Source organism: Variovorax gracilis, from assembly GCF_030317115.1.
GTDB lineage: Bacteria > Pseudomonadota > Gammaproteobacteria > Burkholderiales > Burkholderiaceae_C > Variovorax > Variovorax gracilis.
In genome coordinates this window covers 146,026-163,216 of sequence record NZ_JASZYF010000003.1, presented here as the reverse complement: position 1 = coordinate 163,216, position 17,191 = coordinate 146,026, and the positions used below count along the sequence as shown (strand labels likewise).

The window sequence follows — 17,191 nt, the reverse complement described above, 5'->3', positions numbered from 1 at the left end:
GGTCTTTGCAACAGTCATGCCGCCGGGGCCGGACAGCTCCGATGGCACGGAAGCTGCACCTGTGACGCGTGCACTCCACCGCCGTTCCCCCCGCTCCGAGCGACGAAGCGCCGCAGCGCATCGTCAAGGTCCGGCGCGACTACAACAGCTGGGTCGCCAGCGAAACGCTGGAAGACTACGCGCTGCGCTACACGCCGCAGCGCTTCCGGCGCATGTCGGAGTGGCGCGTGGCGAACACGGCTTTCGGCGGCGCGGCTTCGTTCCTGATCCTGGAGGCGGTCGGCGCCACCCTTCTGGTGCAGTACGGCTTCGTCAATGCGTTCTGGGCCATCCTGGTCACCGGGCTCATCATCTTCCTGGCGGGTCTGCCGATCAGCGTCTACGCCGCGCGCTACGGCGTCGATATGGACCTGCTCACGCGCGGCGCCGGCTTCGGCTACATCGGTTCGACGCTGACCTCGCTGATCTACGCCTCGTTCACCTTCATCTTCTTCGCGCTCGAAGCGGCGGTGATGGCCTATGCGCTGGAACTGGCGCTGGGCGTGCCGCCGGTGTGGGGCTACCTGCTGTGCGCGCTGGTCGTGATCCCGCTCGTCACGCACGGCATCTCGGCCATCAGCCGGTTGCAGCTCTGGACGCAGCCAATCTGGCTGCTGATGCTGGTCGTGCCATTCGGGTATGTGCTCGCGCGCGATCCTGGTGCGTTCTCTGGCATCTCGCACTATGTCGGTGTCAAGGCGGCATCAATCGGCTTCGACTTGCACCTCTTTGGTGCTGCGCTCACGGTCGGCATCGCGCTGATCACCCAGATGGGCGAGCAGGCCGACTACCTGCGCTTCATGCCGGCGCGCACCGCCTCCAATCGGGGGCGCTGGTGGGCTGGCGTGCTCATGGGCGGGCCGGGCTGGGTGGTGCTCGGCGTGCTCAAGATGCTGGGCGGCGCGCTGCTGGCCTACCTGGCGATCAGCCACATGGTGCCGCCCGAGCGCGCCGTCGATCCGAACCAGATGTACCTCGCCGCGTACGAGTACGTCTTCCCCAACTACGGCTGGGCGGTCGTGGCGACGGCGGTGTTCGTGGTGATCTCGCAGCTCAAGATCAACGTCACCAATGCGTACGCCGGCTCGCTCGCATGGAGCAACTTCTTCTCGCGCGTGACGCACAGCCACCCGGGCCGCGTGGTGTGGGTGGTGTTCAACGCGCTCATCGCCTTCATGCTGATGGAGATGAACGTGTTCGAGGCGCTGGGCGACGTGCTCGGTCTCTACGCCAACATCGCCATCGCCTGGATGATGGCGGTGGTGGCCGACCTGGTCATCAACAAGCCGCTGGGCCTCTCGCCGCCCGGCATCGAATTCAAGCGGGCGCACCTGTGGGACATCAACCCGGTCGGTGTCGGCGCGATGGCGCTGGCCTCCGGACTGTCCATCACCGCGCACCTCGGCGTGTTCGGGCCGCTGGCGCAGGCCTTCTCGGCGCTGATCGCCCTGGGCACGGCCTTCGTCACCGCGCCGCTGATCGCCTGGGCCACGCGGGGCAAGTACTACATCGCCCGCGTCTCCGACGAACGCGGTGCCGCCCCGTTCGCACCGGCCGCCCGCCGCTCGGCGGTGCGCTGGGCACGCGTCGAATCGGATGCCGGCAGCTACCGCCGGCTCAGTACGCAGCGCTGCGCCATCTGCGAGCGAGAGTATGAAGGCCCGGACATGGCGCACTGCCCCGCCTACCAGGGGCCGATCTGCTCGCTGTGCTGCACGCTCGACGCGCGCTGCGGCGACTTGTGCAAGCCGCAGGCAAGCCTGTCGGCGCAATGGTCGGGCGCCTTGCGCTGGCTGCTGCCGCGCCGCGTGTGGCCGTACCTCGACACCGGCCTCGGCCACTTCCTGCTGCTGATGCTGATCGTCGTGCCTCTGCTCGCTGCCGTCTTCGGGGTGCTCTACCAGCAGGAACTTCGCGCGCTCGGCGAAACCGTGCTGACCGAAGCTGCGCTGGCGGACCTGCGGCCTGCGTCGCTGCGCTCGGGCTTCCTCAAGGCCTACATGGCGCTGCTGGTGATCGCCGGCATCGTCGCCTGGTGGCTGGTGCTCGCCCACCAGAGCCGCAAGGTCGCGCAGGAAGAGTCGAACCGCCAGACGCACTTGCTGGTGCGCGAGATCGAGCTGCACCGCGAGACCGATCGCGCCTTGCAAGCCGCCAAGCAGACCGCCGACCAGGCGCGCGAGCAGGCGGACCAGGCCAACCAGGCCAAGAGTCGCTACATCAGCGCCATCAGCCACGAACTGCGCACGCCGCTCAACAGCATCCTGGGCTATGCGCAGCTCATGGGCGAGGACGCCGCCGTGCCGCCGCACCGCCGGCAGGCGGTCGCGGTCATCAAGCGGGGCGGCGAGCATCTGCTTTCGCTGATCGAAGGCACGCTCGATATCGCCCACATCGAAGCTGGCAAGCTGACGCTCATTGCCAAGCCGATGCAGTTCGCGGAAGTGATGAGCGAGCTGGCCGACATGTTCGAGCTGCAGGCCGAGGACAAGGGCCTGGCCTTCCGCTTCGAGCCCACCGGCACCTTGCCGGAACTGGTACGCGCCGACGAGAAGCGGGTGCGGCAGATCCTCATCAACCTGCTGGGCAACGCGATCAAGTTCACTGCAGTGGGGCAGGTCACGCTGCGCCTGCGCTATGCGCGCGAGTTCGCGGCGATCGAGATCGAGGACACCGGGCCCGGCATGTCGGCAGAGGAGCTGGGCCGCATCTTCGAGCCCTTCGCGCGTGGCGCGACCGCCGGCCCCGCGGCGCCGGGTGCGGGCCTCGGGCTCACGATCGCGAAGATGCTCATCGACCTGATGGGTGGCGAGATGACCGTGAAAAGCACGCCCGGCGTGGGCTCGGTGTTTCGCCTGCGTCTCTTTCTGCCGCATCTGCACGAGGTGCAGGCCGCGAGTGTGCGTCGGGTGGCGGCACCCGTCGTGCGCGTGCGGCGCGGCTACGAAGGCACGCGCCGACGGCTGCTGGTGGTCGACAACGAGGAGGCCGATCGCGACTTGCTTTCACACGTGCTGTCGCCCCTGGGCTTCGAACTGCGCACGGCCGCGAGCGGCCACGATGCACTCGACCTGATTGCGGCGGGCTGGCGGCCCGACGCGATGTTCGTCGACCTTGCGATGCCGGGCATCGACGGCTGGGAAACCATCCGCCGTTCGCGCGCTCTCGGGCTTGCCAACGCCGCAGTCGCGATCGTGTCGGCCAATGCCTTCGACAAGCGGCTGGACAACGACGTCGGCATCACGCCGGAGGACTTCTTCGTCAAGCCGGTGCGCCACAGCGAACTGCTCGACTGGCTGGAGCGACGGCTCGAACTCCGCTGGAACGACCAGGTCGCGGCGCCGTTGGTGTCCGCACCATCGGCCGTTGTGCTGCCTTCGGCCGAGCGCCTCCGCGCGCTCGAGGAGGCGGTGAGCCTCGGTTACTTTCGGGGAATCATGAACCAGCTCGACGCGATCGACGCAGCGCAGCCCGAATGCGCGGCATGGACTTCAACGCAGCGCGCATTGGCGCGGCAATTCCAGTTCGAGGCGATGAGCCGCGCCCTGGCGCCCGTGGGTACGCCATGAGCACAGCCACGCCACTCGTCAACACCCTGCGCGGCAGTGGGGGCAACAGCGACCTCGTGCTGATCGTCGACGACGTGCCCGACAACCTCGCCGTGCTGCACGACGCGCTGGACGAGTCTGGCTACACCGTGCTCGTCGCCACCAGCGGCGAGCAGGCGCTGCAGCGCGCCGCGCAGGCCCGGCCCGACATCGTGCTGCTCGACGCGATGATGCCGGGCATCGACGGCTTCGAAGTCGCGCGGCGGCTCAAGGCCGACGCCGCGACCACGCACATCCCGATCGTCTTCATGACCGGCCTGACCGAGACCGAGCACCTCGTCGCCGCGCTCGAAGCCGGCGGCGTGGACTACGTCACCAAGCCGATCAAGCCCAAGGAAGTGCTGGCACGCATGAACGTGCACCTGCAAGGCGCCCGCCGCGCGCGCCAGGAGGCGCAGCAAGCCGGCCAGGCGCGCAATGCGCTCGATGCCTTCGGCTATGCGAGCTTCACCGTGCGCATGCCCGAAGGCAAGCTGATCTGGCAGACCGTGCTCGCGCGCGACCTGTTGCTGCGCTATTGCGGCACCAGTGCGCCGGTGACGCCGCCCGCCGTGCTCGAATGGCTGCGCGTGCATCTGCCGGATGCGCAACAGCGCCAGATCGAGCCGCCCGTACTGACCATCGAGCAGGGCGCGACCAGCCTCAACGTGCGGCTGCACCAGCAGACCGGCCATGATGACGATGGCGACGACTGGCTGATCATCATGCGCGAGGTGTCCGACACCGCGGTCATCGAAGTCATGAGCCTGAGCCTCAAGCTCACCGCGCGCGAGGCCGAGGTGCTCTACTGGGTCGTCAAGGGCAAGACCAACAAGGACATCGGCGAGATCCTGGGCAGCAGTCCCGCGACCGCGAAGAAGCACCTGGAGCGCGTGTACGTCAAGCTCGGCGTCGAGACGCGCACCGCCGCCGCCGGCGTGGCCATGAAGCGCATCCGCGAGTTGCAGCCGCAGTTCGAGATCTGAAGTTGTAGCCGGCGGGACGCGGCGGGCGCATGATGGCCGCGAAGCCGACATGCGCGGCTTCTAGAATCCGCCGCCATGCGTCGACACGTCGTCCCCCTCCCGCTGTGGCTGATCGCGCTCAACGCGAGTGCGGGGGGGCACTTCGACGTCGACGACGCCTTCACGCTGGATCCCGGTCAATGCCAGTACGAGGCCTGGTACGGGCGATTTGGCTCCGAGCCCGTCACGGACATTCACCTCGGGCCCGCCTGCCGGGTAGGCCCGGTCGAGCTGAGCGTCAACATCGATCGCTATTCGGTGCCGCAGTTGTATGGCGTCGTGCTCGGGCCGCAGGTCAAATGGACCTGGTTCGGGCAGGGTGCCGAGTCAAGGCTTGCCGCTGCCGTGTCCGTGGGCCTGAGTGCCGATGTCACGCACGGCGGCTACACCGGCGGCCAGGTCGTGCTGCCGGTGAGTTGGCGTGCGTTCGACAGCCTGTGGATCCACGCCAACATCGGCGCCGACTGGTCGACGGTGACTGGCGAGCGCACCGGGCGAGGCGGGCTTCAGGGCGAGTTTGCGTTGAACGACAAATGGAGCCTGATGTTCGAGCGCTTCCGCGCCTTCGGCTTCTGGACATCACGCGTCGGTGCGCGATACAGCATCACGCCGTTGATCAGCGTCGACGTGACCGCCGCACGCAGCGATGTGGTGGGCAGCCCGAGGGTGTACGTGATCGGGCTCAATCACGAATTCAAGGCACCTTGAAGGGCCAGCGCGGGCAAGCCGCTAGAGCAACTCGATGCCGGGCAGGCTCTTGAAGCAGGTCTCGCGCGTGATCTGGACGAAGTCCCCCAGCCAGGCCTGGCGCGATGTCGACGCGGAACACGCCATGTGCAATTCACCGGTCAGACCGCTCTTGCCTACGCGCCGCGCCGTGATGTAGCCCCGATCGAGATAGCCCTGCACGGCCCAGAGCGGAAGCGTTGCAATGCCGCGCCCGCTGGCCACCAACTGGAGCATGGCCACGGTCAGTTCCGTCGTCCGGCGCTGTGCGGGTGAAACGCCAGCCGGCTGCAGCACCTGGCGCACGATGTCGAGCATGTCGTCGGGCACCGGATAGGTGATGAGCGTCTGGTCGGCGAAGTGGCGCGCTGTCAGGTGCGGTTTCGAGCTCAGCGGGTGATCGTTCGCCACCAGCGCCACGATCTCGAAGCGGAAAAGCGGGTGATAGTCGACCGTCTCGTCCGCGTCCTGCTCGGACACGATGGCGACGTCGGCCCGGTCCTGCAGCACGAGCGCGATGGGGTCCGGATGAAAGCCCGAGACGATGTCCAGCTCGATCTCGGGCCAGCGCTGGCGAAATGCGTCCATGGCCGGCATCAGCCAATCAAAGCAGGTGTGGCACTCCACCACGATGCGGAGCTGTCCCGCCCGGCCCAGCGACAGGCGCGCCAGGTCACGTTCGGCCTCGCCGATCATCGGCAAGGCGCGGTCGGCGAGTTCGAGCAGGCGCATGCCGGCCGCGCTGAATTGCGGCGGGACGGACTTTCGCTCGAACAATGCCAAGCCGAAATGGTCTTCCAGCAGCTTGATCTGATGCGACAGCGCCGACTGCGTGAGATTGAGCAACTGGGCGGCCCGAACCAGGCTGCCGGTATCGCGCAATGCAGCCAGGGTGCGGAAATGGCGAATCTCAAGGACGGAGGTGGTCATGAATGAATTTCACGTTGAAGCGCAAAATGTTTCGTTTGAATCATAGCGGTCTCCTTGCGATCATCGGGCGATGACCCGTACCCACACCCTCGGATTCCCGCGCATGGGCGCCCACCGCGAACTGAAATTCGCCCTCGAAAAACACTGGCGTGGCGAGATCGGCACCGCCGCCCTCGAAGCCGTCGGCGCCGATCTGCGCGCCCGCCACTGGCAGGCCCAGAGCGATGCCGGGCTGGATTTCGTCACTGTCGGCGACTTTGCGTTCTACGACCACGTGGCCAATCACATCCAGCTCCTCGGCTGCGAGCCGCCGCGATTCGACTTCGCGGCCGAGGCCGAACTGGCGCGCTACTTCACGATGGCGCGCGGCGTGGCCGACGAGACCGGCCATGAAGGCTGCACGCACGGCGGGCATGGCACCTTCGCGCTCGAGATGACCAAATGGTTCGACACCAACTACCACTATCTCGTGCCCGAGTTCACGGCGAACACTCGCTTCGGCCTGGCCTCGGTTCGCCTCTTCGACGAAGTTGCACAGGCACAGAAGCTGGGTCACAAGGTCAAGGCCGTCCTGCTGGGCCCATTGAGCTTTCTCTGGCTCGGCAAGGAGAAGGAGGCGGGTTTCGACAGGTTCACCTTGCTGGACGCGCTGCTGCCCGTCTACGAGCAGGTGCTGGCGCGGCTGAAATCGCTCGGTGTCGAATGGGTCCAGATCGACGAGCCGATCCTGGGATTGGATCTCCCGGATGCCTGGCGCAATGCCTTCGAGCGCAGCTACTGGCAGCTTGCCCGCAGTGCGCCGAAGCTGCTGCTCGCGACCTACTTCTCGCCGTTGGCGGAAAACCTCCGTCTCGCCTGCCAGTTGCCCGTGGCGGGCCTGCACGTCGATGCGGTGCGTGCGCCCGAGGAACTCACCGGCGTGGCGGACTGGCTGCCCGCGCACAAGGCGCTGTCTGTCGGCATCGTCGACGGCCGCAACATCTGGCGCACCGATCCGGCTGCGGCGCTCGAGCGCCTGCAGCCCGTTGCCGACAAACACAAGGGAGAACTCTGGATCGCGCCGTCCTGCTCGCTGCTGCACGTGCCCTTCAGCCTGGCGTCGGAGACGAAGCTCGACGCGGAAATCAAGAGCTGGCTCGCGTTCGCCGTCGAGAAGCTGGACGAGTTGCGCGTGCTGCGTGCCGCACTGGACGGCGAAGACTCATCGGTCGAAGCCGAACTGGCCGCAGCGCGTGCGGCCACTGCAGCGCGTCGCGGCAGCCCGCGTGTGCATCGGGCCGAGGTCGCATTGCGGCTGGCCAGGGCGGTGGCAACCGACGACAGGCGGGTCTCGGCCTTTGCGCAGCGCCAGTCAGAGCAACGTGACCGCCTTGCTCTGCCGCTCATGCCGACGACGACCATCGGATCCTTCCCCCAGACCGCCGCGATCCGGGCTGCGCGCGCCGCCTTCAAGCGAGGCGAACTCGATGCCGGCGGCTACCGCGGGAAGATGCAAGCGGAGATCAGGCTTGCCGTGCACAAGCAGGAAGAACTCGGCCTCGACGTGCTGGTGCATGGCGAGGCCGAGCGCAACGACATGGTCGAGTACTTCGGCGAGCAACTCGACGGCTTTGTCTTCACCGCCAATGGGTGGGTGCAATCGTACGGATCGCGCTGCGTGAAGCCGCCGGTGATCTTCGGCGACGTGGCGCGGCCGAAACCGATGACCGTGGAATGGACCGCGTATGCGCAGAGCCTCACGAAGCTGCCGATGAAGGGCATGCTGACCGGCCCGGTCACGATCCTGCAGTGGTCCTTCGTGCGCGACGACCAGCCGCGCAGCGTCACGACGGAACAGATCGCATGGGCGATTCGCGACGAGGTGGTCGACCTGGAGAAGGCCGGCATCGGCATCATCCAGATCGACGAACCGGCCATCCGCGAGGGGCTGCCGCTCCGGCGTTCGCGCTGGAAGAGCTACCTGGAGGGCGCGACGCGGTCGTTCCGCATCAGTGCTTCGGGTGTGGCCGATCGAACCCAGATCCACACCCACATGTGCTATTCGGAATTCAACGACATCCTTCCCGAGATCGCGGCGATGGATGCCGACGTCATCACGATCGAGACCAGCCGCTCGGACATGGAACTGCTGCGCGGGTTCGGCGACTTCAAGTATCCGAACGAGATCGGCCCCGGCGTCTACGACATTCACTCGCCGCGCGTGCCGACGGCCGATGAGATGGTGAGGCTCATGCGCAAGGCCGCGGCCGTGGTGCCGCCGTCGAACTTGTGGGTCAACCCCGACTGCGGTCTCAAGACCCGTGGGTGGCCCGAGACCGAAGTCGCGCTGGCCAACATGGTTGCCGCCGCCAAGGTCCTGCGCGGCGAACTGGCGCTCAGACTTCCGCGCCCTCTACCAGGAACCTGACGCGCCGCACGCCCTGCCATTCGTCCGCATCGAGCCGGTAGGCGATCACCACCTTGGGCGGCAGCGGCTCGGTGTGGCCGAACCAGATGCCGTCCACCGGCTTGCCGCGGTGCTTGAGCTTCAGCGCCAGGTGCTTCTCGCCGACGAGGCGCTGCGACACCACTTCCACTTCCTCGCTGAAGGTCGGCGGCGCGAAGCCCTGGCCCCACACCTCGCGATGCAGCGTATCGACCAGATCCACGCGCAGGTATTCGGGTGCGAGCGGGCCGTCGGTGTCCAGCCGGCGCGTCAGTGTGGCGGCGTCGAGCCACTCCTGCGCTACTTCGGCGAGCGCCTGCTCGAAGGCCGGAAAGTGCTCCCGCGCCACGGTGCAGCCGGCCGCCATCGCATGCCCGCCGAAGCGCAGCAGCACGCCGGGATGCCGCTTGGCGACCAGGTCGAGCGCATCGCGCAGGTGAAAGCCGGGAATCGAGCGGCCCGAGCCCTTGAGTTCGTGCGACTTGCCGTCGGCGCCGCTGGCCGCGAAGACGAAGGTCGGGCGGTGGAAGCGTTCCTTGATGCGCGAAGCGACGATGCCGACCACGCCTTCATGGAAGTCCACGCCGAACACGCTGATGGCTGCGGGCGGCGCCTGGGTGTCGTCGAAGAGCGATTCGGCGAGCATCAGCGCCTTGTCGCGCATGCCGCCTTCGATGTCGCGCCGTTCGCGGTTGATGCCGTCGAGCGTGCGCGCGAGTTCGTCCGCGCGGCTGCCGTCGTCGGTCAGCAGGCATTCGATGCCGAGCGTCATGTCGGCAAGACGTCCGGCTGCGTTGATGCGCGGGCCGAGTGCAAAGCCGAAGTCGAAGGTGGTCGCCGATGCTGCGTTCCGGCCCGCCGCCTTGAAGAGGGCCGCGATGCCGGCAGGCATAGCGCCGGTGCGGATGCGGCGCAGGCCCTGTGCAACCAGCCGGCGGTTGTTGGCGTCGAGCCGGACCACGTCGGCCACGGTGCCGAGCGCGACCAGGGGTAGCAAGGTATCGAGCTTGGGTTGGGTCGCCACGTCGAACACACCGCGCGCCCGCAGTTCGGAGCGCAGCGCGAGCAGCACGTAGAACATCACGCCGACACCGGCGATGCTCTTGCTTTCGAAGTCACAGCCGGGCTGGTTCGGATTCACGAGCACGTCGGCTTCGGGCAGCGACGGGCCCGGAAGGTGGTGGTCGGTCACCAGCACCGACAGGTTCCGCGCCTTGGCCGCAGCGACGCCATCGACGCTTGCGATGCCGTTGTCCACCGTGATGAGCATGTCGGCGCCACTGTCCGCTACGCGCTCGGCGATGGGCGGCGTGAGCCCGTAGCCATCGGTCACGCGGTCGGGCACGAGGTAGCTCGCATGCTTGGCGCCGAGCAGGCGCAGGCCGCGCACGGCGACGGCGCAGGCGGTCGCGCCGTCGCAGTCGTAGTCGGCGACGACGCACAGGCGCTTGTCGTCGCGGATCGCATCGGCCAGCAGCACGGCCGCCTCGCGCGTGCCGCGCAACGTGTTCGGCGGCAGCAGGCGTGCGAGGCCGTCGTCGAGTTCTTCCTTGCCCAGCACGCCGCGCGCGGCATAGAGCCGCGCCAGCAGCGGATGCACACCGGCTTGTTCGAGCGCCCAGGCGCTGCGCGGGGGGATGTCGCGGGCAACGATCTTCATGGTCACAGCGCCTCCAGCGCGATGGCCGCGCCCGGCCGGTTCAACAGGCTCCGGGCCCACTGCACCATGCCGCGCGACTGCACGCCAAAGCGCCGCGCGCCGCGGTCGCCGCACAGCGTGAGGGTGACATCGGCGCCGCGCGTGTACTCGTCGAGCAGTTCCGCCACCGGACCGGCATCGATCGCCCGCCATGCGGATGCCCATCCTGCGCCGTCATCGCGCAAGGCGGGCGTGCGCAGCGCGTCGGCGACGATCGGTGCGGGATGGCTCGGCGCGAAGGAAGCCGGCAGCCGCCCCGTGCCGCTGAGCCAGAAGGAATTGATCGGTGGTACGCCCCGCGCGGTGCGCGCATCGTTCACTCTTTCCGTATAGAGCAGCATCTGCATCTCGTTCTGAAGCCTGCGCAGGGGCCGCGCCGCATCGGACAAGGGCGACCACTGCGAAATCGGGAAGCCGACGGCGCGGTCGATCGATGCCGTCGGCAAGTCCGCGAATATCTTGCCGCTTGCCAGCCAGCGGCCCGGCGTGGTCGATGCGTGCAGCGCGATGCCGTCTTCCTCGAAAAAGGGGTGCGCGGCCGCCAGCAGCGCGGCGGATTCGGCCGCGTCGATCTCGATCGCGGCCGGGTCGCCCAGCACCACGTCGTCGATGCCCACGTGCCAGTGGCACAGGGTCGCCATGCCCCAGCTGGCGCCGTCCTCGGTCGACGGCAGGCCCGCCTGCCTTGCGTCCAGAGCCGCCCAGGGGATGCAACCGTCTGCAGCCGCGATGCCGAGGGCTTCGGCCAGCGCTCGCTCGTGCGGCGGCGAAAGGGTGCTGTCTTCCTGCATGTCCTCGTGGATCAGCGTCAGCCGGGAGAGCAGGGCTTCGAGCTTCGGCAGGCGCAATCCCGCCAGCGCCTCGCGGCAAGCGGGCGAACCACGGCCGGCGAAGGGAATCAGGAGATGGCGGGAAGAGGGCAAGGCTGACATGGGCCTATTGTCCGGGATGCCACAATCGCCGCGATGAACTGCCCCCACGCTCATCACTTCGTGTATTCGCTGCCCCCCGACGGGGCGCAGGCCTCCCTTGGGGCGGCCCGGCGGGAGGCCTGATGCGACTCCCCTACGAATTGCAACTCGGCTGGCGCTACACGCGCGCAGGCCGGGCGACGCGGCGCAACGGCTTCATCTCATTCATCTCCGGCGTGTCGATGTTCGGCATCGCGCTCGGCGTGGCCGCGCTGATCATCGTGCTGAGCGTGATGAACGGCTTCCAGAAGGAAGTGACCGACCGCATGCTCGGCGTGATCTCGCACATCGAGATCTTCTCGCGTGACGGCCAGGCGCTGGGCGATCTCGACGCGATCATGGCCCAGGCGCGCAAGAACCCCCAGGTGGTCGGAGTGGCACCCTTCATCGCCGCGCAGGCGCTGATCGCGCGCGGCGAAGACATGAAGGGCGCTCTGGTGCGCGGCATCGAGCCCAAGCTGGAGCCGCAGGTGACCGACATCTCCACGACCGCGCAGCAAGGCGCGCTGGACAAGCTGGTGCCGGGCGAGTTCGGCATCGTGCTCGGCGTCGAGTTGGCGCGCTCGCTTTTCGTGCGCGTGGGCGACCAGGTCACGCTGGTGGCGCCGGGCGGACAGGTCACGCCGGCCGGCGTGCTGCCGCGCTTCAAGCCCTTCACCGTGGTCGGCACCTTCGACTCGGGCCACTACGAATACGACTCGGCGCTCGCCATGGTCCATGCGGAAGACGCCGCGCGCGTGTTCCGGCTCGAAGGCCCGACCGGCGTGCGACTCAAGCTCAAGAACCTGCACCAGGCGCGCGAGGTGGCCGAGGAGCTCGCCGTCACGCTGCCGGGCTCCTTCCTGATCCGCGACTGGACGCGCGCGAACAAGACGTGGTTTGCGGCGGTGCAGGTCGAGAAACGCATGATGTTCATCATCCTCACGCTGATCGTCGCCGTCGCGGCCTTCAATCTCGTCTCGACGCTGGTGATGACCGTCACCGACAAGCGCGCCGACATCGCGATCCTTCGCACGCTCGGATCGAGCCCCAAGAGCATCATGGGCATCTTCGTGGTGCAAGGCGCGATGGTGGGCGTCATGGGCACGCTCGGCGGCCTGCTGCTGGGGCTGGGCATTGCCTACAACATCGACGTGATCGTCCCTGCGCTGGAGCGGCTGTTCCACGCCAGCTTCCTGCCGAAGGACATCTATCTCATCAGCAAGATGCCGAGCGATCCGCAGCGGGGCGACATCGTCCCGATCACGGTGATCTCGCTGATCCTCGCCTTCGTCGCAACCCTCTACCCGAGCTGGCGCGCGAGCCGCGTCAATCCCGCGGAGGCGTTGCGCTATGAGTGATGTGGTCCTGAAAGTCCGCGGGCTGACCAAGCGCTTCCATGAAGGCCGTATCGATCTCACCGTGCTGCATGGCGTCGATCTCGACGTGTACGCGGGCGAGACGCTGGCGATCGTCGGCGCCTCGGGTTCCGGCAAGAGCACGTTGCTGCACTTGATGGGCGGGCTCGACGCACCCACGGCCGGCAGCGTCGAACTGCACGGCGAGAACATCGCCCATGTCGACGCCGCCGAGCAGGGGCGCCTGCGCAACATGCACCTCGGCTTCGTCTACCAGTTCCATCACCTGCTGCCGGAGTTCAGCGCGCTCGACAACGTGGCCATGCCGCTCAAGATCCGCCGCATGCCGCCCGCGCAGGCGCACGACGCTGCAGCGTCGATGCTGAAAGCGGTGGGCCTCGGCGAGCGCGTGCAGCATCGGCCCGCCGAGTTGTCGGGCGGCGAGCGCCAGCGCGTGGCCATCGCGCGCGCGCTGGTGACGCAGCCGGATTGCGTGCTGGCCGACGAGCCGACCGGCAACCTCGATCGCGCGACCGCCGATGGTGTCTTCGCGCTGATGCTGCAGTTGGCGCACGACCGCGGCACCGCCTTCGTGATGGTCACGCACGATGAAAGTCTGGCATCACGGTGCGATCGCGTGCTGCGGCTCACCGCCGGGCGACTGGCGGGATAAGGCCCGCCCCCACCTGCGGACCGGCGGAGCCGGTCCCGCGAGGTTTCTGGATTTGCTCGCTCGAAGACGAGGTTCGCAAGCGCTGCCGGATTCAGCGGCAGATCGTCGTCGTCCCCACCGGCCGGCAGGTCTTGCCGTCGATGCTCTGGTAGCGGTCCAGTTGGCCGGATCGGTCGTAGTGATTGCCCTGCTTGTCCACGCAGCCCTGCGCATCGCAACTGCGGATTCGGGGCCGCATGTCGCGCGGCCGTTGCGGCTGGCGATAGGCGCCGGGGTAGGGGTTGCCGTAGTCGATCACCACGGGGTCGTCGCCACGATCGCTCCAGCGTGAGTCGCCGGACCGGTCGTTGCCGTTGGCCGTGCCACGGGAGTCGATGACCGCGGGGCCCGAGGGTTCCGGCATCGGCCGAACCGCTTCCGCCGGACTGCGTTGAGGCAGTGCCGCGCGGGGAAGGTCTGCGCCATCGCGTGCCGGCGTCGCGGGCTCCGGGGTCGACACGCGTCCCACCGGCTTGGAGCCGGCCGAACAGGAACCATCCGTGTAGCTCACATTGCCCGCCGCGTCCGCGCAGCGAATCACCTCGGCGCTGGCCGTGAGGCAGAGCGTGGCCGTGATGGCGAGGACAGGCAAGTGGCGCATGGAGCGTTCATTGTCGCCCCGGCGAAGTCCGTCGGGTGGAAGGGCTGACTGCGGACATTCCCGACAAAGACTGCCTGCGCCCACCTGCCCGTTGCCCCATCCTTGTCCCGGATCACCACGATCCTTCCCCAGGAGCATGCCGTGAAGAGTCGATATGTACTTGCTGCGATCCACGGCGCAGCGGTCGTCCGCAGGCCCTGAGTCAGAGCCCTCAGCCCGCGGGGCGGGAATGCCCGGGGCGGGACGACGGCCAACCCCTGTCGTTGATGATCGGCACCCGTCCGCGCACGGAGTGCTGCAGGTAGCGGGAATCGACCCATCCGCGGTGACGCCTGGAGTCGATGCGGCACCAGCGCCAGTTGCTGATGCAACCGTTCACGCGAACGGATGTCCGCGCCGGAAGAACGGCCACCACTTCGAACGAACGATCAGGCCCGCCGCGTACGTTGAGTGCGCGCGTGGTCGATGTGCTGAGGGCAAATGCCGAGAGCGGCGCGCAAAGCAGGAGGGCAACCAGGCAGGACTTCGATTTCGCAAGCGACATGCGCAACTCCGGCGGTGGCGGCTTCAGGCCGGCGCCGCTCCCTGGGTCGCCGTGTAGACCGCGTACAGCGACTGGCTGGCAGCCATGAACAGGCGGTTGCGCTTGGGGCCACCGAAGCAGACGTTGCCGCAGACCTCGGGCAGCCGGATGCGACCGATGAGCTTGCCTTGCGGTGTCCACACCGTCACGCCGCTATACCCCACGTTGCGTCCGGCGTTGCTGGAGCACCAGAGGTTGCCGTCCACGTCGGCCCGCACACCGTCGGGCCCGCACTTCACGCCATCGATCATGAAGTTGCTGAACAGCTTGCCGCCGCTGAGCTTGTTGTCCGCGCCGACGTCGAACACATGCATGTCGCCCTTGCCGCCGGGAATCGTGTCGCCCGGCCCCTGCCCGGTGCTGACGATGTAGAGCTTCTTGAAATCGGGCGAGAAGCACAGGCCGTTGGGGTCCGGCACGATGTCCTCACCCGCCACTTGCGTCAGCGTGCCGCTCTTGTCCAGCCGGTAGACCGCGGTCGGCAACTCTCGCTTGTAGGTGCCGATCTCCGGCGGCTGCCCCAGCCTGGGATTGAGGCGCCCGGCCTTGTTGGCGGGCCCGCCAGCGGCGTCCACCGTGCCTTCATAAAGCTGCGCGCCGTAGGGCGGGTCGGTGAACCAGTAGCTCCCGTCAGGATGCGAGACGATGTCGTTGGGCGAGTTGAGCCGCTTGCCATTGAAGGTCGAAGCAAGGATCGTCACCGAGCCATCGAGTTCGTAGCGCACCACTCTTCGCGTGAGGTGCTCGCAGGAAAGCTGCCGTCCCTGGAAGTCGAAGGAGTTGCCGTTGCTGTTGTTGGAGGGCAGGCGGAACACGCTGACATGCCCGTCGTCTTCGCTCCAGCGAAGCTGGCGGTTGTTCGGGATGTCACTCCAGACCAGGAAGCGGCCGACCGAATTCCATGCCGGCCCTTCGGCCCACAAGGCGCCAGTCCAGAGCCGCTGGATCGGCGCATTGGGCTGACGCAGGCCATCGAACGCCGGGTCTACCGTCAGCACATCCGGGTCGGTGAAGTAGGTGGTCGGCGCCCCGCGGCGGCTGAAGTCGCGCGGCGGCTGGGTGATGGTGCTGGGCGGTTCGACCGGCGAGGGCTTTGCAGCCTGTGCGCGCACGCCCTGCGGCACCAGCATCGCGGTCCCCAAGGTGGCTCCGGCGCCGCAGATCAACTTGCGGCGTTGCATTGCGGCTTTCGGATTCGGATCGAATTCTCGTCGCGCCATGTCTCACCCCCAATCGAGAAGGGTTCGCATCCTATGCCCTTCTTGCCGGTTGCGCCAGCGCTTCGCATTGGGCCAGACTGGCCTCGCAGCGTCACACGAATTTGATTATTCTGTTGAACGTCCCCGTGCGAAGCATCCCTTCTCCAAGGAATCCCGATTGCCGCATCGACCAGCCAGACGCCCTGCATTGATTGCCGTCCAGTTGCTCGCGCTCGCCTGCGCTGCGTGTGGCAACAACGATCAAGCTTCGCCGATGGCCGCCGCACCGCCGACGACCGTTCTGGTGGTCAAGGCCGAAGCCGCGCCCGTTTCCAATACCGTGGAGCTGCCGGGCCGGATCGAGGCTGTCCGCACGGCGGAAGTGCGGGCCCGCGTCGACGGCATCGTCGAGCGCCGGCTGTACCAGGAAGGCACGGACGTGCCGGCGGGTGCGCCCCTGTTCCTGATCGACCCGCGTGACTACAGCGCACTGCTGCAGCAGGCCAGGGCCGCGTTGAGCCGGGCCGAGGCGGCGCGCTCCAATGCAGCCTCCATCGTCTCGCGCTTCAGGCCGCTGGTCAGCCGGCAGGCCGTGAGCGCTCAGGAATTCGAAGCGGCGGAAACCGCGCTGCGGCAAGCGGAGGCCAATGTGAGCGACGCCAGCGCCGAGGTGACCCGTGCCCAGCTGCGCTTCGAGCGCAGCACGGTGCGGGCACCGATCGCCGGCCGCGTGGGCCGCGCCCAGGTCACCGAAGGTGCGCTGGTCAGCGCCAACGCCGCGACGCTGATGACGCAGGTCAACCAGCTCCAGCCGATCAATGCCGTTTTCACGCAGTCCAACACCGCCATCCTCGACTTCGAGCAGCAGGTGCGCGCCGGCACCCTCAAGGTGCCCGACATGGCGCATGTCGAGGTCCGGCTGATCCTCGCCAACGGGCAGGAGTTCGGCGAACCGGGTTATCTCGATTTCGCGGACCTCGCGGTCGATCCTTCCACCGGCACGCAGACCATCCGCGCCCGTTTCCCGAACGCTTCGCGCACACTGCTGCCGGGCCAGTTCGTGCGGGGGCGTATCGTCGCGGGCGTCCACAAGACGGGCATCCGCGTGCCTGAGCGCGCTGTGCAGATCGATGCCAACTCGGCCAGCGTGGCACTCGTCGCGCCCGACGGTGCGGTCGTTCGTCGCAGCGTCACGGTGGGCGGGCAGGAGGCTGGCGAGTGGGTCGTGCTTGATGGGCTCCAGGCCGGCGAGCAGGTCATCGTCGATGGCTGGCACAAGGTCCGCCCAGGCCAGAAAGTGACCGCGCAGCCGGCGCCGGCACCTCCACCCGCGACGCGCTGAGCGAACGCCGAATCC

General features: G+C 67.7%; 13 protein-coding genes. 7 read left to right on the top strand and 6 right to left on the bottom strand.

The window, feature by feature from the left end:
* Window positions 1-68 precede the first annotated feature (68 nt).
* The 3 genes from QTH97_RS08620 (at window position 69) to QTH97_RS08610 (ending at window position 5,359) form a co-directional block, all read left to right on the top strand.
* Window positions 69-3,608, top strand: a complete 3,540-nt coding sequence (locus tag QTH97_RS08620) for an ATP-binding protein (protein WP_286567716.1) — start codon at window positions 69-71, stop codon at window positions 3,606-3,608.
* Window positions 3,605-4,612 (top strand): response regulator transcription factor, encoded by a 1,008-nt coding sequence (locus tag QTH97_RS08615; RefSeq protein ID WP_286567715.1) that lies wholly within the window; start codon window positions 3,605-3,607, stop codon window positions 4,610-4,612. Before QTH97_RS08620 ends, QTH97_RS08615 begins: the two co-directional genes overlap by 4 nt.
* Window positions 4,613-4,687: 75 nt before the next feature.
* The gene (locus tag QTH97_RS08610) at window positions 4,688-5,359 is read left to right on the top strand and encodes a PA4824 family protein (protein WP_286567714.1); all 672 of its coding nucleotides are present in this window, start codon (window positions 4,688-4,690) and stop codon (window positions 5,357-5,359) included.
* 21 nt (window positions 5,360-5,380) lie between these two features.
* On the opposite strand, the gene QTH97_RS08605 is transcribed toward QTH97_RS08610, so the two are convergent.
* The gene (locus QTH97_RS08605) at window positions 5,381-6,307 is read right to left on the bottom strand and encodes a LysR family transcriptional regulator (protein WP_286567713.1); all 927 of its coding nucleotides are present in this window, start codon (window positions 6,305-6,307) and stop codon (window positions 5,381-5,383) included.
* A 70-nt stretch (window positions 6,308-6,377) separates the two neighbouring features.
* Between QTH97_RS08605 and metE the strand changes: the two genes are divergently transcribed.
* Window positions 6,378-8,714, top strand: a complete 2,337-nt coding sequence (gene metE / locus QTH97_RS08600; protein WP_286567712.1) for a 5-methyltetrahydropteroyltriglutamate--homocysteine S-methyltransferase — start codon at window positions 6,378-6,380, stop codon at window positions 8,712-8,714.
* On the opposite strand, the gene recJ is transcribed toward metE, so the two are convergent.
* Both recJ and QTH97_RS08590 read right to left on the bottom strand, forming a co-directional pair.
* Window positions 8,683-10,392, bottom strand: a complete 1,710-nt coding sequence (gene recJ / locus QTH97_RS08595) for a single-stranded-DNA-specific exonuclease RecJ (RefSeq protein WP_286567711.1) — start codon at window positions 10,390-10,392, stop codon at window positions 8,683-8,685. The two genes, metE and recJ, sit on opposite strands and share 32 nt — an antisense overlap.
* Window positions 10,393-10,394: 2 nt before the next feature.
* Window positions 10,395-11,363, bottom strand: coding sequence for a hypothetical protein (locus QTH97_RS08590; protein WP_286567710.1), 969 nt, complete (start codon window positions 11,361-11,363; stop codon window positions 10,395-10,397).
* Window positions 11,364-11,485: 122 nt separating this feature from the next.
* Between QTH97_RS08590 and QTH97_RS08585 the strand changes: the two genes are divergently transcribed.
* Together QTH97_RS08585 and lolD are read left to right on the top strand one after the other, a co-directional pair.
* Window positions 11,486-12,742 (top strand): lipoprotein-releasing ABC transporter permease subunit, encoded by a 1,257-nt coding sequence (locus QTH97_RS08585; protein WP_286567709.1) that lies wholly within the window; start codon window positions 11,486-11,488, stop codon window positions 12,740-12,742.
* Window positions 12,735-13,412: a lipoprotein-releasing ABC transporter ATP-binding protein LolD gene (gene lolD, locus QTH97_RS08580; protein WP_286567708.1), complete on the top strand. Its 678-nt coding sequence runs from the start codon at window positions 12,735-12,737 to the stop codon at window positions 13,410-13,412. Before QTH97_RS08585 ends, lolD begins: the two co-directional genes overlap by 8 nt.
* A gap of 91 nt (window positions 13,413-13,503) precedes the next feature.
* On the opposite strand, the gene QTH97_RS08575 is transcribed toward lolD, so the two are convergent.
* The 3 genes from QTH97_RS08575 to QTH97_RS08570 form a co-directional block, all read right to left on the bottom strand.
* Window positions 13,504-14,052 (bottom strand): DUF4124 domain-containing protein, encoded by a 549-nt coding sequence (locus QTH97_RS08575; RefSeq protein ID WP_286567707.1) that lies wholly within the window; start codon window positions 14,050-14,052, stop codon window positions 13,504-13,506.
* 211 nt (window positions 14,053-14,263) lie between these two features.
* Window positions 14,264-14,596 carry an SH3 domain-containing protein gene (locus QTH97_RS36960; protein WP_353655625.1) on the bottom strand — a complete coding sequence of 111 codons (333 nt, stop codon included), beginning with the start codon at window positions 14,594-14,596 and terminating at the stop codon, window positions 14,264-14,266.
* A gap of 23 nt (window positions 14,597-14,619) precedes the next feature.
* Complete coding sequence (locus tag QTH97_RS08570) at window positions 14,620-15,816, bottom strand: SMP-30/gluconolactonase/LRE family protein (protein WP_286567706.1); 1,197 nt, start codon at window positions 15,814-15,816, stop codon at window positions 14,620-14,622.
* Between the two features lie 292 nt (window positions 15,817-16,108).
* On the opposite strand from QTH97_RS08570, the gene QTH97_RS08565 reads away from it, so the two are divergent.
* On the top strand, window positions 16,109-17,176 hold the full coding sequence (locus QTH97_RS08565) for an efflux RND transporter periplasmic adaptor subunit (protein ID WP_286567705.1): 1,068 nt from the start codon (window positions 16,109-16,111) through the stop codon (window positions 17,174-17,176).
* Window positions 17,177-17,191 lie beyond the last annotated feature (15 nt).